This window comes from Ferranicluibacter rubi, from assembly GCF_011603255.1.
In the GTDB taxonomy this organism is placed as follows: domain Bacteria; phylum Pseudomonadota; class Alphaproteobacteria; order Rhizobiales; family Rhizobiaceae; genus Ferranicluibacter; species Ferranicluibacter rubi.
In genome coordinates this window covers 305,720-322,963 of record NZ_JAANCM010000006.1, presented here as the reverse complement: position 1 = coordinate 322,963, position 17,244 = coordinate 305,720, and the positions used below count along the sequence as shown (strand labels likewise).

The window sequence follows — 17,244 nt, the reverse complement described above, 5'->3', positions numbered from 1 at the left end:
TCCCCGGCCCCCCGCACCTCCCCGGCTCCGCCGAGGTCCTGGATTCCTCTGAGCTCTTGAGCGATCGCGAGCGCCTCGGCACGGTCGAGATCGCCGGCAGAAACGGATGCCAGAAAACAGAACGGTGCGATGGCCTTGCGATGGTCGGCATCCCGGCGCGTGGAGAAGTCGTAGGACAAACGCGTCTGGCCGGCGGCCTGGGGGACATGCGCATCGAGACCGCTGGATTGCCCGATGTGAACGGCGGAAAATGCGGAGAGCCAGGCGATATCCGCCGGGTCCGGCGCAAACATCGAGACGCCGAGGTCGGCGCGGACGAAGATGCGGTCGGCATCGCGATGGCCGATGATACAGTAGGCTGTCGGGCCGTCCAGCACTCGCAACCGGGCGAGATCCACCCCTTCCGTCTGCAGTGCCGCTTTGATCACAGCACCCGCTTCGTCTTTCCCGATTGCGCCGATATAGGCCGACTGCCCGCCGAACCGGCGGATGAAGATGGAGAGGTTCAGGCAGTTTCCACCCGGAAACATCTGGCGCTTCGAGATATAGCAGTCCACGACGTTGTCGCCCATCGCAGCAATTTTGATCATCGCGCATCTTTCCGATTGACTTGATGTGAGAACGTTCGCACATTGGTCGAAAGCTGTCAACGCGGGCCTGACCCGACATTGCGAGACGCTGCCTCGGCGCATTCCGGCGGCCATAGCCTCGTCGTGTCCGGTGGAAGGTTGGCGACAGCTGCCTTCAGCAGGTGCCGGTGTGGCGCCGAGACAGACCGAGGATATGATGAAAACTGCCGTAAACGCTGATATCGCCGCCACGCTTGCCGCCTTGGGTTCAAGAACCGTTCTACAGGTATTTCTCGTCGCCTGCGGCGGGTCGCTGTCGATCATGCATCCGGGCAAGTATTTCCTGGATCGTCATTCCCGGCGCATCACGTCGGACGTTTACAATGGCGACGAATTCGTCTGCCGCGATCCGCTGACGCTCGATGCCCACTCCATCGTGATTCTCTGCTCGCAGACGGGGACGACGCGCGAGACCGTTCGTGCCGCACAGCATGCCAAGGCCAAGGGCGCCACCGTCATCGGCATGACGCTGGATCCGGCATCGCCGCTGGCCGAAGCGGCCGATCATGTTCTTCAGTATCAGGCGTCCTACACAACCGGCGTGGCGATCGATGCGGCGGACAGCAATTATGGTGTACTCTACATGCTCCTCGCGGGCCTCGTGAACATCGCCGACGGTACCGACTATCTGCCGTCGCTGCTGAAAAGCCTCGGACATCTCCAGCCGGCGATCGACAAGGCCCATATCCGCTACGCGGACCTCTTCACAACCTTTGCCGAGCGCTTCAAGGACCGTCTGGTGATCTACACCACGGCGAGCGGCGCCAATTACGGCGCAGCCTATTCGTTTGCGATCTGCGTTCTCATGGAGATGCAGTGGATCAATTCACAGGCCATCCACGCCAACGAGTTCTTCCACGGGCCCTTCGAGGTGGTCGACGAGAACGCCTGCTTCATCACCATGATCGGCCTTGACGAAACCCGTCGGCTCGAAGAGCGCACGCGCGACTTCCTGTATCGGTTCGGAGACAAGAATAACATCCTCGTCCTCGACGCTGCCGATCTCGACCTCGACGGGATCGACCCGCAATTCCAGGGCTATCTCGTTCCCCTGATATTCTTCGATGCCCTCTGGAAATTCGCCTACAAGCTTGCCGATCTCCGCGATCAGACAATGCTGGAAGCCCGCCGCTACATGAAGAAAATCAGCGATTATTAAGAGGTCGGTCTCAAACGGCGGACGGGCTATGCTGTGCATTCTACTCAGCCATAATCGTGGCAAGCGGCGACTCAACCTGTCACACCTTGCCTGCTGGCAATGATTGGCTCTGTAGAACTACCGCGTTACGAGAGATGCGACTGAGCAAGTCCGCTCGTTGTCATAGGAGACGTCCGTTGCAGAGTCTTAAATATGGACGGTGGCTCAATGAGCCCACAAAAGCACATGCTTCGGATACCGATCTTTCCGTAACGACGGACGCCAGCACCGATTTTTGGCGAAAGACACACTATGGCTTTGTTCGCGACAACGGTCACTTCTACGCTTTCCAGACCGAGGGCGATTTCACCGCCCAGGTTCGAGTTCAGGCAAATTTCGAGCATCTTTACGATCAGGCCGGTCTCATGGTCAGGCTCAACGAAAGACGGTGGGTCAAGACCGGGATCGAGTTCTCGGACGGATATGGCTTGCTCGGCAGTGTGCTGACGAATGAAGCCTCCGACTGGGCAACGGGGCGTTATGACGGCGACCCGTCAGATTTCTGGATAAGGGTGACCGTCCAGAGCGGCGTTCTGAGGATACAAGCTTCACACGATGGGCAGACGTGGCCACTCGTGCGCCTCTGCCCATTCCCGGAAGCGGACCATTATCTCGTTGGGCCAATGTGCTGCACTCCGGAACGTGCAGGCTTGGAGGTCAGATTTAGTAAGCGGCAATCGGGGCCGGCCTTGGGCAAAGACCTTCACGACCTGACGTAGCCGCCAGAGCGCGGTGTTGAGAAGCCACAGCGTCGGCTTCTGGCGCAATTCACGCAGACTTTGCCGAGGCGCATTCCTGACAGGCAATCATCCTCGCCAAAGTCGAGAGTACTGGTGGTCGGCCCGAGGAACCTACATCATAAATCTCTGAATCACAGAGACGACTTCATACGCGATAACGCCTCGACCACAAGATCTGTTGCAGCAATCCATACGACGCCCAATCCTGCATGCAGCGCTCCGATTGTCATCAGGATGCTGCGGAACGGCTCTTTGCGCGTTTTGTGACCAAGTACTTGCTGGGCGGCAAGGGCTCCAAGGCTTCCACCGACAATAGCCAGCCAGAGCAGCGTGCTTTCGCGAACGCGCCACGCTCCCTCTACCGCAGCTTTCTTATCCCACCAATAGACGCAGTAGACCGCGACGTTGATGAGAAGATAAATGAGAAGGAGTGTCAGCTGTGTCGAACGGTACATAGTCGAATATATGCATGCGGGCGTTAAACGCCGGCTAATCATCGGTTCCATGATTGACGCAATGTTCTTTGCGACGCAGCCTGCCGCGCGTCACTGGAACGGCATCAAATGGCATAGTGCCAGAAAGGGATCGTAAGCGGTCTGATCTGTCCGGAAGCCCCTCCCTCGTAACCGCAAAAGTTTTCGGTCCACTTGCAGACAAGACGTTTGGGACGTGGACATGTGCAGCGCATATCTTGTATTCTACCTGTACCCGTTGCAGAGCGGCGAGCATGAACGGAGGCCACGATACGATTCTTGGACCGCCTCTTCCGCCGCGCGCAGGTCGCACTGGCGCCGCTGACGTCTTGGCCCGACGGCCCCGCTCCGGCTGAGGTCCAACTACGTCCCGATGGCATGAACCCGATCCTCCGCCTTGCGGACGATTGGCGCTTACCTCTTCACGAGACGCGCATGGAGGTTGTGGCGCGCTGCGGCGTTCTGCCCGATCCGGTCTACAAATGGCCAGCGCTCGTCCTCACCGACGCCGAACCTCTACCAGGCGCACTCGCGCCCTGGACGGCAAGCGCCTTCGAGCGCATCCCACCCCAGTTTCCGATCACCCGCTTCACCGCCCTTGCGTGGTTTAAGGACGACGCGCACGCCAACCTTCGACGCGTCGCTGACCATCTAACGGCATCGCTCGGGCCCGCACCGGTCGGTCAGCGGTGGAACACTGTCGTTGCCGCCTGGCGGTCGGGGCTGGCTGAGGTCTCGCTGACAGCCTGGCCGCCGGATTGGCAGCCGCACGGCCTGCAAAACCGGTCCGAGGATCGCGACCCGCGCCTTAGGACCGCCTGCCACGTGACGGTGACGACGGGCTTCCGCCTGGCTCTCAGCGCGAGAGAACAAGAATGGGTGACAGGCTTCCTGCCTCTCGCGTTCGACGGGGATGTCGGGACAGCGCGCATGGCTCAGGCTGGCCGCTATGCGCCGGGAGAGACGGAGCTCGAATACGTGCGCGACCCAGAAGACCTGGTCAAGGACCGGCAGAGGATGCTTGGGCTGTCAGCAGACGGCGAGGCGCTGATCGTGGTTTCGGATCAGCTCTTCGTCATGCCCCGCACCGACATTCTGCACCTTGAGGTCATCCGTATGACGCCGGCCAAGGGCGGGGGCGGCTCGTCGCTTCATGCCCATTGTTATACGCACGCACCCGGCGCGGACAGCCAGTCGGTGTTCCTAGCGCAGCACAGCGATCCCGACGGCATGACGGCGCTTGGGCAAGAACTGGGCGAGCGGCTCGGTTGTTTGGTCGAGGTCAGCCCCTACTACCCGGATTGCTAACCACGTAGGGATGACGGCTGGGACCAGCGTCGATAGGATGCCGGAGCGAAACGAACAGATGCGAGCTCGCAAATGGAAGGCAGCAGGACGGACGCATTCCGGACCGAGGCCGTAATCAGGTGGCGTGAAGCAGTACGTCACCGTTTACGACGGCTCGGCATCTCCGAGCTTCTCGTCCTCCTTCTCGTCTTGCCGGTCGCAGCCGAGGCGCACGAGCCCGGCTACGCGGACGCAAAGATAGCCTCGCTTGCACGCACTAGCCGCGCGGGCGTCCGTCTCGCCTTTCCTGCCGGTGAACTGCCGCGTCGCGGGATGCTGGTCGCGACCGGCAACGTCCTGTCGCCGCTGGCGCGCTGGATCGTCATTGATCTCGACCTCATGACGATCCGGCAGGCAACGACGCGTCTGGCCGATGCGGGAGGGCCGGTGGAGATCGAAAGCGAACACACTGATGCCATTTCGGAAGACGAGCGGCGCAACGTGATTGCGTCCGGAAACGAGGTCTGGATCATGCCGGCTCCCCAACAGCCAGTGCTCGGTGAGCCGACAGACCGCCTGTGCAACGTCGCCCTGTTCGATGGCGACGACGTCCTGCAGGAGGTCGGGTCCGATTGTCCGAGACCACGCCTTGTCGCGGTGCTGGAAGCGTTGGCGGCGTCCGCTAACGGGCGAGCGAGTTCGCAGGGGCATGCGCCGGCGCCTCCTTCCGCGGAGGCGTCGATCGGCTCAGCGCATCGCGAGCCCAATGGCACGCTGGTCCTATGGCTGCGAGGGAAAAGTGAAGACGGGTCCGTTGTCGGACATCGTGAGTTGCGCTACCCGCCGAGTGACCCGCACTATGACCGTGTCCTGCGCCATTTGGGACCGATCCCGCCGGGCGGTGAAGTTCTTGTGTGGCCATTTCCACCACGCTGGCCGGACGAACCTGCGTCGCCTCAGCGACCAAGGTCGTAGGTCGCCGTCACGATCACCTGGGGGCGGTCGCGTCGTGCGCCCGGTTCGTCGGCACGGCTGAGGACCAGCGTCAGCTTTGGCGCCTTGCGCAATCGGAAGAAGGTCGAGACCATGCCCTCTCGGCGCTCCTCGCCGATGCGCTCCCAGCGATCGGAGAAGTCCGGTGAGGCGGCCACCGCTTCGGCCGCCGGCTGGAAGTCGACCCCGCCGCCGCCCGTGATGTGGCACATCGGAATGTCGCGCGAGACCACCAGCGCGTAACCCTCGTTGGGTCCGGCATTGATCCGCCAGTAGCGGTTGCCACGCCGGAAGGGCTCGGGTGGGAGGAGCGGCTCGGGCAGGCTCTCGGTCTCGAACACCGCGCCGCCAAGATCGATGGTCGCAAGGAAGCGCGCCGGATCGTTCAGCCAGCTTGACGGGTCGAGGACCCAAATCTCGCAGCCGCGCAGTGCGCCTTCCAGACCGCTGCGCAACGGATCCGCGACAGGCCCATCCTGCGCCGATGCGGATCCGGAGATGGCAAGCAGCATCGCGGATGCGAGTAGCAGGCGGGACAAGCGTTCCATGTAGATGCAGCACCGTAAGCGCAGCATCATCGGTTCTCCAAGCCCTGTGAGGCGCGCTCGGCTCTGATCATGTCCGCTTCTCGACCGATTTGGTCGCGAAGGGCCGTCAGTCCTGCACGCATGCGCTCGTGTACGGCCGGATCCAGCGAAGGATCGGGATAACGGACGTACCAAAGGAGCACGGCGTCGATCGTCCGCTGGAGCTTGGGGATGTCGCCGAAGGCCCAACTGTTGACGGGCGGCCCGAGTGTCTCGAACACCGACGAAAACAGAGCGGGTTCACCGGTCGGGTCCTGAGCTGGGCTGGCGTTCAGGCGTGAGCGCCAGCGAAGTTGTCCGGCATAGAACCAGAACGTCGCCTCGTCGCGCCTGCCCGCCTGCATCAGGGGTGCCGCACGAAGCATGATTTCGCTGGGCAGCGCGTTACCCGCGGTCTCGGCACATGGCGGCAAGGCCAGCTCCTCTGCGAAGGCAGGTGGCGGACCAAGAAGAAAGAGGGCTGCCGCTGTAAGGTGCGGGAAGATGGTGCGATAGGACATGTGGCGCGGCGGCTCCCTGCGGCTTCTGCCGATTCACGAGGCTTATGCAATGCAGGCAAAAAGTGAACGGCATCCTAGCGGGGAGTGGACGAGCACTTGTGGCACGGCTTCGAAGGGTTACTTCCGGTGACCCACAAGTTCGCAAAAGTCGGTCGCGAATGGTAGCATTTTGCGCCAGAATTTTCCCTCAAAATTTAACGTCGCTGCTTTTGTCGCGACTGTTAGGGTTTGGCGGCACTTGCTCCGGCAGCGAGTGACCCCTTTCGGCCAATTGCAGACCTCGTTGAGCCGCACAACCTGAGCCGGGTCGAACCTTCGCCCCCTCGGTTGTTCCGTGTAGGTCTCATCCAAGAACTCTTTGAGATACCATTAATTTAGAAATCCCTAGCTTTAACCGCGTGAGGTTTGCCGATGACAAAGGACGGCCGTCTCGCTTGCTGAAACTTGTCGCCTAATACATCATATGTCATCTCGATACAGAACTTGGGATCTGCTCCACTGAGGAATAGCCAATTATTAGCTCACAGCCGACGAACTCTTTCGTGAAAATTGGATGGGAATGAATGGGAAAATGGAATATGTAGATATGGCAATCGGCCAAGCACACGCATGACCGCCCAGCTTTTAACTGTACGCCATCTATGGCAGCTTGTTCATCACCGAAGACGCTTTGGCCAAACCTCGCTGTATGTCTGCTTGCTCCGGTGCGTCGATGCGACGATATCGAGCCTCAATGAAACTGTAGACTCCAAACGCAACCAGACCAGCAGCAGCGAGAGCATAGAGATATGTTCCCCACGGCAGGTTGCTTACCCAGTCCAGTGCTTCAGGTATGCTTCCAGCCTGCTTCGAATCCACGACGAAAGCCGCGAAGACAAAAAATCCACCTGTTATCGACAACACGATCCCCCGCGCGGCGAGACCGAAAACGGATACTCTGCCAAGAAAATCACTCCTGTCGGCCGGTAGTTGCAGACGTTCCCGGTACTTACGCGAAATACCGCGCCATGCTTGGACGGCACCGGCAGCAATAATGACGAGACCCAATAAGCCAACCAGAATGCGACCGAACGGTTGTTGCATCAACCAGGCTGCCAGGCTACCTCCACTCTCTGACCCTCCACCCGATGCGACAACCAATCGGGCTGCCGCAAGTGCCAGAGCCCCGTTGACGATGCCGCTCGTAAGATTGCCCGCGCGCGCCAGATATCCCTTGATGTTGTTCTCCTGCGCGTCGGCATTGAGAAGTGCTTGAGCAAATCGCCAAAGAACGTGCCCGACGAGACCGACGGCGACTGTCCCCAGGAGTATCCGGCCAAAAGGCTGATCGAGAAGGTTGGACAGGGCACCATGGGTACTGGCTTCTTCACCCGCTGACGAGCCGATGAGAGCAATCAGACCGAGGGTGATGTAGACGACACCACGCGCGGCATATCCCCATCGGGCGAGAAACTCGAACTTGTTTGTCATTTATCCCCTCACGCGCAATACAAACATTCATGGCAAGAACGATGAAACGTTCCTCGCGTCGCCGTGATGCTTGTTCATGGGCAGAAAGATTGATCTTTCCGAGCGTTTTTCAATGACAGCCGACACTTTGCGAAGCCAGCGAAAGGCAGTGGCGTCTACTTCGTCCCGTTTCGCGAGGCAAACGTGTCCTTGTCGTCCCTGCCATCCACCGCCAGCGCTTCTTAATGCTTCACGGCAAGGGAGAGCCGGTGTGCCGGTGGCGGCGGAGCGTTTTTGGCTTTACCGCTTCAGCCACACGCTGCTTACATCCTCCTCGGCCGCGCGAACACGTTTGACGCCGGCGGGCCACAGGTCGGGGCTATGCAGGTTGGACAGGTGTTGGGCCGGAGGCTTGGAAACCAAGGCGAAGGCGCTCACGAAGCCCGAACATAAAAGGATCAAAGCCACAAACAGGCAGGCTGAAATGACCGTTGTTGATCTCATGGCAGGCTCCTGGCTTGGCGCGATGACCTGCGTGGCCATGAATCGGATTGATGAAAGACGGCTGTTTGCGACAGGGACCGAACCTATTTGTGACAATCGGACGTCTCTGGCGTTTCCCGGTCGATTTCCGACGTAACGGGTCATTCTTGTTGTCCGAGCAGGAAACGGACGTCCTTCATGTCGGTTCCTCGGCCGGGACTTCAGTCCAGCTGCGATAAGACCAATGTCGGAAACTGCTTTCTTTGATTTGATGCCGCACCGATAACGGGAACCTTGGCAACGTCTGGGCTTTTGACAGATACCCCTGATAATGGGGTATGGAGAATTTCGCATAGTCCGACAAGTGCCCATTTACGTACCGTGTACGACGGCCAATGACGCACCGGAATCTGGAGAAAGATGATGAACCGACAGCATTTTCTCGTGACGATACTGGGTTGTCTTCTGGCCGTGGCGCCCATTCGCTTCGCTCTCGACGCCACATTTCTCCTTGATCACGCCGCAGCCTTCGCCAAGGACGGCAACGGTGGAGGAAACGGCAACGGTAATAGTGGCGGCAATGGCAATGGCAATGGCAATGGCAATGGCAATGGCAATGGCAATGGAGGAGGCAACTCGGGAAATAGCGGCGGCGGCAAGGGAAACGGAGCAAGCAGTGGCAATGGCCGTTCGACAGGAAGCAACGATGCGGGTTCCCCGTCCACCAAGTCGGAGCCGTCGAAACCAGATGACAGCGCGACCGATGCACAGGCTTTGAGCGTCAGGCATCGCAACGGCTTCAGGGAGCAGCTGACCGGCGGGCGATACGTGATGCGGGATGCCCAGGGGCGTGTCGTCGTCGATCGCCGAGCAACCAAAGCCGACCGGGACCGATTGAGGCGACTGACGATCCGCTAGAACATGTGTTGTTACAGTGAGTTGACCGAAAAAATTCTGAAAATTATGTCTGCACGGTGCCCCACGTCCCAGTAATTCAGCGGGTCGCGTGTGAGTCTCGCATGGCAAGCGCTGCCTCAGTACGGTTCTTCACGTTCAGCTTCACGAAAATCCGTGTCATGTGGTGCTTGATCGTCTTTTCATGCAGGTTCAAATCGCGCGCGACCATTTTGTTGCTAAGGCCGGATGCGACGAGTTTCAGCACGTCCTGTTCCCGCGCCGTCAGGCTTGCAAGTGCGTTCTGGTCGCCGGGTTTTGCATGCGCCTCCGTCATGTCGGCGACCAGCTTGAAGGACAGCGCCGGCGCGATATAGCTTTCGCCGGTAAAGACGGTTCGGATGATATCTGCTAGCGTCCGCGAACCCACCCCCTTCAGCACGTAGCCCCGCGCGCCGCGCTGAATGGCGGTCTTCAGATCATCTGCGCTTTCCGACACTGTCAGCATGATGAGAGTGCGATTCGGACAGTCCTCGAGGATCAATTCGATCGCCTCCAGCCCGCCGCCGGGTAGCGAGATATCGAGAAGCATGACATCCGGCGTGCACTCGCGCGAAAGTCGAACGGCATCGGCACTGCTACTTCCCTCGCCAACGATGTGGAAGCCGCCGATCTCATTCAGGCTGCGCGTCACTCCCTCGCGAAACAAAGGATGATCGTCCACCACGGCAACGCTGATCGTCTGCGTCATGCTTGTTCTCCTTCCTCCAGCCCAAGGCGCATCGTCACCGAGGTGCCCTCCGACGTGGCGTTAATATTGAACTGTCCGCCGAGGCTTTCAATCCTTTCGCGCAGACCAGCAAGTCCGAGGCTCTTCGGCTGCACTGAGATCACATCGAACCCCGGCCCCGTATCCGCCGTTTCAACAGTTAGCGTCTGCCCTGCAACGGTCAGCCGGACACTCTGCCCCTCTGCCCGCGCGTGCCGATATCCGTTGTTCAGTGTTTCCTGAACGAAGCGGTAGATGCAGATGCGCGCCGCCGTAGGCAAAGCTGGCAGATCTCCCGTCGTATCCTGCACCAGTGCCACGTGGGCGCCCGTGCGCTGGCGGTATGCACGGACTGCGCGCGCGACGACCTCCTCGACGCCGAGCGCCTCGATATCGGGAAGGACGAGACCAGTGCAAATGCTACGAATTTCGCGCATGGCCTCGTCCAGGCTGTCCTTGATCGCCGTGATCTCCTGCTCTCGCCGCTCGCGCGAAACGGCGGGGTCCAGAAGAACCTCGCTGTCGATCCGAAGGCCGGCGAAAGCCACCAGTTGGGCCGGCCCATCATGCAGATCGGCTCCCACGCGTCGCAGGAAATTTTCATTGAGCGCGGCGGTGCGCTGGGAAGCGCGTTGCACGCGCGTGCTCAGCGCCTTGTTCTGCGTCAAAAGAGAGGAAAGCTCTGAAATGCGGTCGGCGAGCGCAAGGCGCTGCCGCTCGATCGTCCGGTTTCCGCGAAAGACGATGAGCGAGAGGACGCTGAAGAACAGAAGGGTCACCAGAATGACGGCTGCCCATGTGGCAAGGCGCGCCGCGCGGATGTCGTCCTCGAACGCATCGGAAACCTCGTAGAACTCAAGAACGGCAACGATTTCGCCCGACCAGGGCTGGAGCACGGGATTGTAGATTTCCAGCAACCGCTTGCCGGTGGCGCGCTCCGTGACGCTTTCCTCGTCGTCCGCATGCTCGAAATGCGCGACGATCTCGCCTGAAAAGGCACGTTGCAGATCACCTGTCGGCTCGAACCGCCGGCCCATCAGCGTTTTGTCGTTGGAATAAAGGATCGTGCCATCCTTCCGCCAGAGCCTGAACGAGATCAATCGCTGTCCGAGAGCGCCCTGGCTGAGCGTTTCATCGAGAGCCCGCTCGACGGTTTCATCCAACGCCGAAGCGGTTTTCAGATCCGGCAGGATGGGCGCGATGATGCTGTCCACGTAGAGCGCGGTCGTCGCGGCCGAGTTGCGCGTTACTGTCGCCTCGATCAGGTCGGTTACGAAAGCGCCCACGAGCGCGACGGCCAGCAGAGCCACCGCTCCGCCGGCGACAAAGAACTGCCGCGCAAGCGACTGTGCATTCCAACGGTCCGTCATTTTTTTTAACTGTAGGCGCATGGTCCTCAACATCCGCTGGCCTCCACCAGCATCGTCATTGTTCGGTAACATGGAATGCGTCGTCGGAAGGGCAAGCGCAAGTAAAGGTCTGGCGCAATCAAATCCAGAAGGCGAACTTGGGACCTAAGTCCGAGGCTGGGCGGCAAAGGTCCGAATGCCGGAACGGGTCGACTCGATCCGTGTTGAAGGACGTCGCATTTATGTCAGGAAAGGATAGATCCCATGAAAAATCTTCTTCTCGCTACGACGGTCCTCATCGGTTTCATGGGTGCTGCCCACGCCCAGGACGGCACTGTCACGGGTGCAGCCGGCGGAGCGGTTACGGGTGCCGTCGTGGGCGGTCCTGTCGGCGCGGTTGTCGGCGGTGCCGTCGGCGCCATTGCGGGCACGGCCATCGATCCGCCGCCGCAGCGCGTCGTGCAGTATGTCGCGCAGCAGCCGATGCCCACGGAGCGGATCAGCGTCGAACAGGACGTGATCGTCGGCAAGCCCCTGCCCCGAGAAGTCGTTCTGACCCCGATCGCCGAAGACCCGGCTTACGCCTACGCCATCGTCAACGAACGCCGCGTTATCGTTGATCCAAAGACCTACACGGTTGTCCATTTCGTCGAATGACAAGCTCGGTGGTTCCCCTCACACGACGCTCGTGAACCTCGCGTTATCGCACTGAAAAGAAAGTCGACGTGTCATGACCAAGGACGAAAGAAAAGACCCATTTCGGGAAATCGAGACGTTCCATCTCCTCCATGAAGCCCAGCTTCTGGCACTGGTCGCCACTTTCGAGCAGGCTGGCACATTGAACGGCGACCACTACAAGGCCAATGTGCTTGCGCTGTCCGAGACCATGAAGAGCACACCGAACTATGATGTGGCGAACGCGCTCGTTGCGTTCTCCGACCGACTTGGGTCCGACAAGAAGGCTGTCGAGAGGTAGGGTTGCAACCTTGCTTCAAGCGACATGCTGCGGAACAGGAACTTCGCGTTTAAGGATTGCCTCGACGTCGCTCCGCGAGCAGGGCCGGTGAAACAGAAAGCCTTGTAGCTGGTCGCAGCCGACTGCTTTCAGAATTTCGTGTTGATGAACATCCTCTACGCCCTCCGCCGTGATGGTCAATCCCATGGCCGCGCCGAGGCTGACGATCGAGCGGATCATTCGATCCGCATCCGGCTTGACGGACAGAGCACTGACGAAGGATCGATCGATCTTGAGCTTGTGGAAGTTCAGCCGCGACAGGTATCCGATGCTGGCATAGCCGCTGCCGAAATCGTCGAGCGCAAAGCGGAAGCCCGCTTTCCGCAGAACCTCGACCTGTGCGAGAAACGACGTTGTATCGTTGGTCATGGCCGTTTCCGTGATCTCGAACTCGATCCTGTCGGCGACGACCCCCATATCCCGCGCAAGCTTCAAGACGATCTCGGCAAAATCGGGCTTTGCAAATTGCAGAACGGATAGGTTGATCGATGTAATGACATCGGGCCACACGCGTGCATCCTCGAAGGCGCGCTTGAGCACCCAGTTTCCAAGCTCTCCCATCAAGCCGTTTTTCTCGGCGATCGGCACGAAGATTTCGGGCGAGATAAGCCCGAGATCGTCATGGTGCCAACGCAGTAGCGCTTCGACACCTGTTACGCGCTTCCCCTCAATGCACATCAGCGGCTGGTAGTTGAGACAGAGCGCATTCGATTCGATGGCCGTTTTGAGGTCGCGCGCCATCGTCTGGTCTCGGAAGAAGATTTGGTCGAGGTACGGATCAAACTGTCGCGCGATACCACGCCCGGCATCCTTGGCGACATAGAGCGCGACGTCGGCCTGGCGCATAAGCTCCTGGAGATCGGCGTCCGCGTCGTTTCGGCCGCAGGAATAGCCTATGGAGAAATTGACCGGCAGCTGATATGCGCTCGTGGCGAACGGCAATTCTGCGGTAGCGACGATACGGGCGAGCACCAGTTCGAGCTTGGCCGTTTCGCAAAGGATGGCGAACTCGTCTCCACCGAGCCGTGCGACGAAACCGTCATCCCTGACGGCCGTTGACAGCCGCCGGGCGACCTCGCAGATCAGCTGGTCGCCGATACCGTGGCCATAGCTGTCGTTAACCCGTTTGAAGCGGTCGAGATCAAGATAGAGAAGCGCGACCTGCGCGCCGTTCGCATGTGCAGTCTTGCGCGCGGCGTTGAACCGTTCCTGAAGGCCGGTGCGGTTTAGGAGTTTGGTCAAGGGATCGCGCCGGGCAACCAGATGCGCGGATGCTTCGCTTGCGCGCAGCGCTTGATTTAGCTTCTCCAGCGCCTCGACCTGCGCTGCCAACTCTCTGGCAATGTCGCCGTCGCTGGTCCAACGATTGACGAGCGTCGTCGCCATCTGGCGGACCTCGTCTGCATCGAACGGCTTGACCAGATAGAAAAGGCGATCCACGGCTCCAACCATTCCAGCAATCTCAGTCGGCCGATGGTCGGAATATCCCGTGACGATAACGATGTTGATGACAGGCTCAATGGCACGGATCTGTCGCGCCGTTTCGACGCCATCGATGCCAGGGGGCATGCGGACGTCGAGAAATACGACGCCGAAGGGCTGCCCTGCAGTTTTCGCAGCGCGCACGGCCTCCACCGCCTCCTCGCCCTGTCGACAGTAGACGATGTCGTCGATGACGGCGGCGTCAGCTGTCGGCTCGTCGCCAAAGAGATCGGCGGACAAGGCGTCGTAGTCGCTCCCTGCGGCATCATCGACCGCCTCCGCAACGAGGTCTGAAAAGATCCGACGATAGGCATCGAGAATGCCCGCCTCGTCATCGCAGATCAGGATCCGGCGTTTCTGATGTGTCGGTAGGGTCATGCCGCGTCTCGTTGTGAAATGGCAGCGGGAAGGATGATTTGGAACGTCGCGCCCTGTTGAAGACCGTCGCTTTCGACCGACAGACGCCCGCCCATGGCGTTCACGGCGTTCGCACACCAGTGCAGCCCCATACCGCGCTTGCCGCCGCTTTTTGTCGTGAAACCTTTTTCAAACAACCGTACCTGGTTCGTCGTTTCGATGCCGACGCCGTCATCGCTCACTGTGAGCTCCACGCTGGCAGGACCCGCGGCGTTGGAGATCCGGCGCGAGGCGATCCGCACGCGACCCGTGGATTTGCCGGAAGCCTCGATAGCCTCGGCCGCGTTGACGATGAGGTTGCCGAGCACCTGCTCCAGCGGGACCCGGTGACTGAGCACATCGAGGCTCTCAAGGTCGCTGATATCGATCGACACGCCGCTGCGGCGCTCGATGAGAGGCAGGGCGTTTCGCAGCGATGTCGCGATGTCCACTTCGTCCAGCACGCGGTCGCGCTGGGCCGAGCGGTCCTGATCTTTCAGGATATCATCGACATGCCGAAGCATGGCAACCAACGACCCCACCTCGTCCTGCCGCGCGCGGTCTTCGTCCATAAGACGGACGGACGACAGGGCGACGAACTGCTGGAGCTTTGCCGCGCGGTCGGGCGCGAGCCCTGGCTCGTTCAGCTGGTCCAGGGCCTTGGTCAAATTCTGCTTCCAGGGCGCCGCACTCGATTTCGCCAGCCCCCAGGCAACGACCGAGATAGGGCTGATCGCATTGCGCACATTGTGAAGAAGGCCCGCAGCCTCGTCAGCGGCCCCATGATCGTAATCCTGCCGCCGCAGCCTGTCGCGCAATTCGTCGAGCTGCTTGGCCATCTCGTTGAAGGATGTCACGGTTTCGCTCAATTCGTCGCCTTTTCCGTCTTCCGGCATCGGATCGAGGTGACCCGTTGCAGCAACCGACAGGAGGTGAGAGCGAAGCGTTTCGATGCGACGAATGACGATTTGCCGGAGGATAAAGCCGAGGGCGACGAGCAGGATCGTGGCGCCGACAAGGAGCAAGAGCAAGGTCGTCAGGATCGTCTTCTCACCGACGGCCGTGATGTCACGCATCGTATGCGAGCGGATCATAGCCAAAGCCGTCCCGTCCGGACCGAGCAAAGGATCGACCTTGTCGATTGTCCCGCTGCTCGCCGCCGCGGGCTGGGTCGGTCCGCTGGCGGTTGAGAGGAGATCGAAATCGACGCGGGTCGCCGACCGGATCGCGTCCATGTCCAGAAGCCTGCCCAGGACCAGCGTCCCGGTCTGCGTGCCGGACCTGTCGGAGCGCAGGATGGGAGAAATGCCGATCACCGACAGCCCATCCGGGGTCTGCATCAGGGACGCGCGGATCTTGACGTTCCCCGAGCCTGAGAGCAGCGGACTGTCCGGCGGCAGTTGGTCCGCCGACAAGAGCTTGAGGGGTCGCGGCTCGTCCTCCTTAAACGCAAACCCGCTGTCGAGAACCACCCTGCCGTCGACGTCGATCGCAACGAAATAGTTGACGCCGAGCGTCTTCAGGGATTCCGCCGTGACGTTCTTCTCTTCGTAAGCGGGTGCCAGGCCCTGCATGAAGTCGTAGGTGTCGTCCCAGATGGCGTAGTCGCCGGCGCTATTGGCGACCTGATCCTTCTGCAGCTGGATGGCTTCCAGCACACGGCTCTGGTTCCGCTCGGCGGCCTGCTCCTCCAGAGCGGAGAAGCTGGGCAGCACGGCAAGACGCAGCGTGGCGTAGTTGAGAACGGCAGAGACGGCGACGACGCCGAGAAGCGCGGCATTCAGTTTGGTGACAAGACGCATGAAAGATCCCCTCGAAAGAGGTTTACAACGGTCTTCGTAAAGTCCCGGTTGCAAAGGGTGGTTAACGCGATCGCCTGAGCGGCAGGCGCAGGGCTTGATCGCGTCCCTGCTTGCCGGAAAGGGGTGCATCTGCTTGAGCCAACAACTGAATCCCGGCCTTTCGCCGGCTTCAGACTTAAGTCCTATGCGCCCGCTCCGAACCCCGGACTGAAGTCCCGGGCCGGAACGAATGTGCCTGACGAGGCCTTTCTGTCACGAACCGCAACACAAGGATCAGACCCATGAAAACCGCTCTTCTCGTTCCATTCGCTGTCATGTCCCTCGGCTTCGGTACGGCTGCCTATGCCGATGGCAGCGGCACCGTGACTGGTCTTGCAGGGGGTGCCGCCACTGGTGCCGTTGTCGGCGGTCCGGTGGGCGCCGTGGTCGGAGGCGCCGTCGGCGCGATTGCCGGCGCGGCGATCGACCCGCCGTCGGAGCGCGTTGTGACCTATGTTCGCGAACAGCCCATGCCGACGCAGCGCGTCGTTGTCGACGAGCCAATCGTGGTCGGCAAGCGCGTACCGCAGACAGTCGTGCTGACGCCCATTCCCGAAGATCCGACCTATTCCTACGCCATCGTCGACCAGCAGCGCCTGATCGTCGATCCCCAGACAGGTCAGGTCGTCCAGATCGTTCAGTAAGAAACGCCTGATATGCTGCAGGAAGGTCCCTTTCACAAGGGACCTTTTTTAGTTTTTGGTCCGCCCTGAAACCGAGCGATTTTAGAAGTACATTTATCCGTCAACACCTCATTGCGGTAGACCACACGATAAGCGTCGAATATCAGCTTGACGTTCGCGCGGTCGACTTCGCGCATCATCCGAAGGGCAGCATCGCAGGAATCGACCAGATTGCTGTTGGCGGACGTCGACTCAGTGACGATGGTAACGTCCCGTGAAGCAGCGTGATCGGCAATCTTTCCAAGCGCCTGCCTGCTTCATTCCCAGGCCTGCTGTCTTGATGTGCCGAATATCTGCCACCCCGCCACGTAAATCACCGTGCTTCCGCCCAGATCGGCATAAAGATCGACCACCTTGCGTTATTGGTCGAGCGTAGTGGCGCATTCCCCCGGTAAGGGCGACGCGGCGTTGAACCCGAGCACGCCGCCCGTTGCCGGCAGCATGCTGGCGAGCGCCAGCCTGTTCGGCGTGAGATA

Annotated in this window: 18 protein-coding genes and 1 pseudogene; 7 read left to right on the top strand and 12 right to left on the bottom strand. The window is 60.3% G+C overall.

The window, feature by feature from the left end; genetic code table 11:
- A partial coding sequence (locus G8E10_RS14370) for a PfkB family carbohydrate kinase (protein WP_281517574.1) occupies nucleotides 1–590 on the bottom strand: 590 nt, incomplete at its 3' end.
- A gap of 196 nt (nucleotides 591–786) precedes the next feature.
- Between G8E10_RS14370 and G8E10_RS14365 the strand changes: the two genes are divergently transcribed.
- Both G8E10_RS14365 and G8E10_RS14360 read left to right on the top strand, forming a co-directional pair.
- Nucleotides 787–1,788: an SIS domain-containing protein gene (locus G8E10_RS14365; RefSeq protein ID WP_281517573.1), complete on the top strand. Its 1,002-nt coding sequence runs from the start codon at nucleotides 787–789 to the stop codon at nucleotides 1,786–1,788.
- A gap of 134 nt (nucleotides 1,789–1,922) precedes the next feature.
- On the top strand, nucleotides 1,923–2,546 hold the full coding sequence (locus G8E10_RS14360; protein ID WP_167129844.1) for a DUF1349 domain-containing protein: 624 nt from the start codon (nucleotides 1,923–1,925) through the stop codon (nucleotides 2,544–2,546).
- Nucleotides 2,547–2,698: 152 nt separating this feature from the next.
- Here the strand turns inward: G8E10_RS14360 and G8E10_RS14355 are convergent, their stop codons facing one another.
- A complete protein-coding gene (locus tag G8E10_RS14355) occupies nucleotides 2,699–3,022 on the bottom strand; it encodes a DUF1294 domain-containing protein (RefSeq protein WP_167129863.1) in 324 nt (107 codons plus the stop codon).
- A 297-nt stretch (nucleotides 3,023–3,319) separates the two neighbouring features.
- Between G8E10_RS14355 and G8E10_RS14350 the strand changes: the two genes are divergently transcribed.
- Entirely contained in the window at nucleotides 3,320–4,348 is a 1,029-nt protein-coding gene (locus tag G8E10_RS14350; RefSeq protein ID WP_167129843.1) for a hypothetical protein, read from the top strand.
- A gap of 144 nt (nucleotides 4,349–4,492) precedes the next feature.
- On the opposite strand, the gene G8E10_RS14345 is transcribed toward G8E10_RS14350, so the two are convergent.
- The 5 genes from G8E10_RS14345 to G8E10_RS14325 all read right to left on the bottom strand — a co-directional run bounded on the left by G8E10_RS14345 (nucleotide 4,493) and on the right by G8E10_RS14325 (nucleotide 8,360).
- Nucleotides 4,493–5,038, bottom strand: a complete 546-nt coding sequence (locus tag G8E10_RS14345) for a hypothetical protein (RefSeq protein WP_167129842.1) — start codon at nucleotides 5,036–5,038, stop codon at nucleotides 4,493–4,495.
- Nucleotides 5,039–5,283: 245 nt separating this feature from the next.
- Nucleotides 5,284–5,868 carry a hypothetical protein gene (locus G8E10_RS14340; RefSeq protein WP_167129841.1) on the bottom strand — a complete coding sequence of 195 codons (585 nt, stop codon included), beginning with the start codon at nucleotides 5,866–5,868 and terminating at the stop codon, nucleotides 5,284–5,286.
- Nucleotides 5,869–5,894: 26 nt separating this feature from the next.
- On the bottom strand, nucleotides 5,895–6,407 hold the full coding sequence (locus G8E10_RS14335; protein ID WP_167129839.1) for a hypothetical protein: 513 nt from the start codon (nucleotides 6,405–6,407) through the stop codon (nucleotides 5,895–5,897).
- Nucleotides 6,408–7,046: 639 nt separating this feature from the next.
- Nucleotides 7,047–7,877 carry a DUF1206 domain-containing protein gene (locus G8E10_RS14330; RefSeq protein ID WP_167129837.1) on the bottom strand — a complete coding sequence of 277 codons (831 nt, stop codon included), beginning with the start codon at nucleotides 7,875–7,877 and terminating at the stop codon, nucleotides 7,047–7,049.
- Between the two features lie 279 nt (nucleotides 7,878–8,156).
- Entirely contained in the window at nucleotides 8,157–8,360 is a 204-nt protein-coding gene (locus G8E10_RS14325; protein WP_132449612.1) for a hypothetical protein, read from the bottom strand.
- A gap of 402 nt (nucleotides 8,361–8,762) precedes the next feature.
- Between G8E10_RS14325 and G8E10_RS14320 the strand changes: the two genes are divergently transcribed.
- Nucleotides 8,763–9,257, top strand: a complete 495-nt coding sequence (locus G8E10_RS14320) for a hypothetical protein (protein ID WP_167129835.1) — start codon at nucleotides 8,763–8,765, stop codon at nucleotides 9,255–9,257.
- A 76-nt stretch (nucleotides 9,258–9,333) separates the two neighbouring features.
- Here G8E10_RS14320 and G8E10_RS14315 read toward each other — a convergent pair whose 3' ends face one another.
- Together G8E10_RS14315 and G8E10_RS14310 are read right to left on the bottom strand one after the other, a co-directional pair.
- Nucleotides 9,334–9,984 carry a LuxR C-terminal-related transcriptional regulator gene (locus tag G8E10_RS14315; RefSeq protein WP_167129832.1) on the bottom strand — a complete coding sequence of 217 codons (651 nt, stop codon included), beginning with the start codon at nucleotides 9,982–9,984 and terminating at the stop codon, nucleotides 9,334–9,336.
- Complete coding sequence (locus G8E10_RS14310; protein ID WP_245507556.1) at nucleotides 9,981–11,372, bottom strand: sensor histidine kinase; 1,392 nt, start codon at nucleotides 11,370–11,372, stop codon at nucleotides 9,981–9,983. Before G8E10_RS14310 ends, G8E10_RS14315 begins: the two co-directional genes overlap by 4 nt.
- Nucleotides 11,373–11,615: 243 nt before the next feature.
- Between G8E10_RS14310 and G8E10_RS14305 the strand changes: the two genes are divergently transcribed.
- Nucleotides 11,616–12,008, top strand: a complete 393-nt coding sequence (locus G8E10_RS14305) for a DUF1236 domain-containing protein (RefSeq protein ID WP_132449609.1) — start codon at nucleotides 11,616–11,618, stop codon at nucleotides 12,006–12,008.
- Nucleotides 12,009–12,081: 73 nt separating this feature from the next.
- Nucleotides 12,082–12,327, top strand: a complete 246-nt coding sequence (locus tag G8E10_RS14300; protein ID WP_132449608.1) for a hypothetical protein — start codon at nucleotides 12,082–12,084, stop codon at nucleotides 12,325–12,327.
- 15 nt (nucleotides 12,328–12,342) lie between these two features.
- Here the strand turns inward: G8E10_RS14300 and G8E10_RS14295 are convergent, their stop codons facing one another.
- Nucleotides 12,343–14,226, bottom strand: a complete 1,884-nt coding sequence (locus G8E10_RS14295) for a putative bifunctional diguanylate cyclase/phosphodiesterase (protein ID WP_167129830.1) — start codon at nucleotides 14,224–14,226, stop codon at nucleotides 12,343–12,345.
- Entirely contained in the window at nucleotides 14,223–16,046 is a 1,824-nt protein-coding gene (locus tag G8E10_RS14290) for a CHASE4 domain-containing protein (RefSeq protein ID WP_167129828.1), read from the bottom strand. The genes G8E10_RS14295 and G8E10_RS14290 overlap by 4 nt, the downstream gene beginning before the upstream one ends.
- Nucleotides 16,047–16,327: 281 nt before the next feature.
- Between G8E10_RS14290 and G8E10_RS14285 the strand changes: the two genes are divergently transcribed.
- Nucleotides 16,328–16,729, top strand: coding sequence for a DUF1236 domain-containing protein (locus tag G8E10_RS14285; protein ID WP_167129826.1), 402 nt, complete (start codon nucleotides 16,328–16,330; stop codon nucleotides 16,727–16,729).
- 32 nt (nucleotides 16,730–16,761) lie between these two features.
- Here the strand turns inward: G8E10_RS14285 and G8E10_RS26305 are convergent.
- Nucleotides 16,762–17,007, bottom strand: a pseudogene (locus G8E10_RS26305) (hypothetical protein); the annotation flags it as partial.
- Between the last annotated feature and the right edge of the window lie 237 nt (nucleotides 17,008–17,244).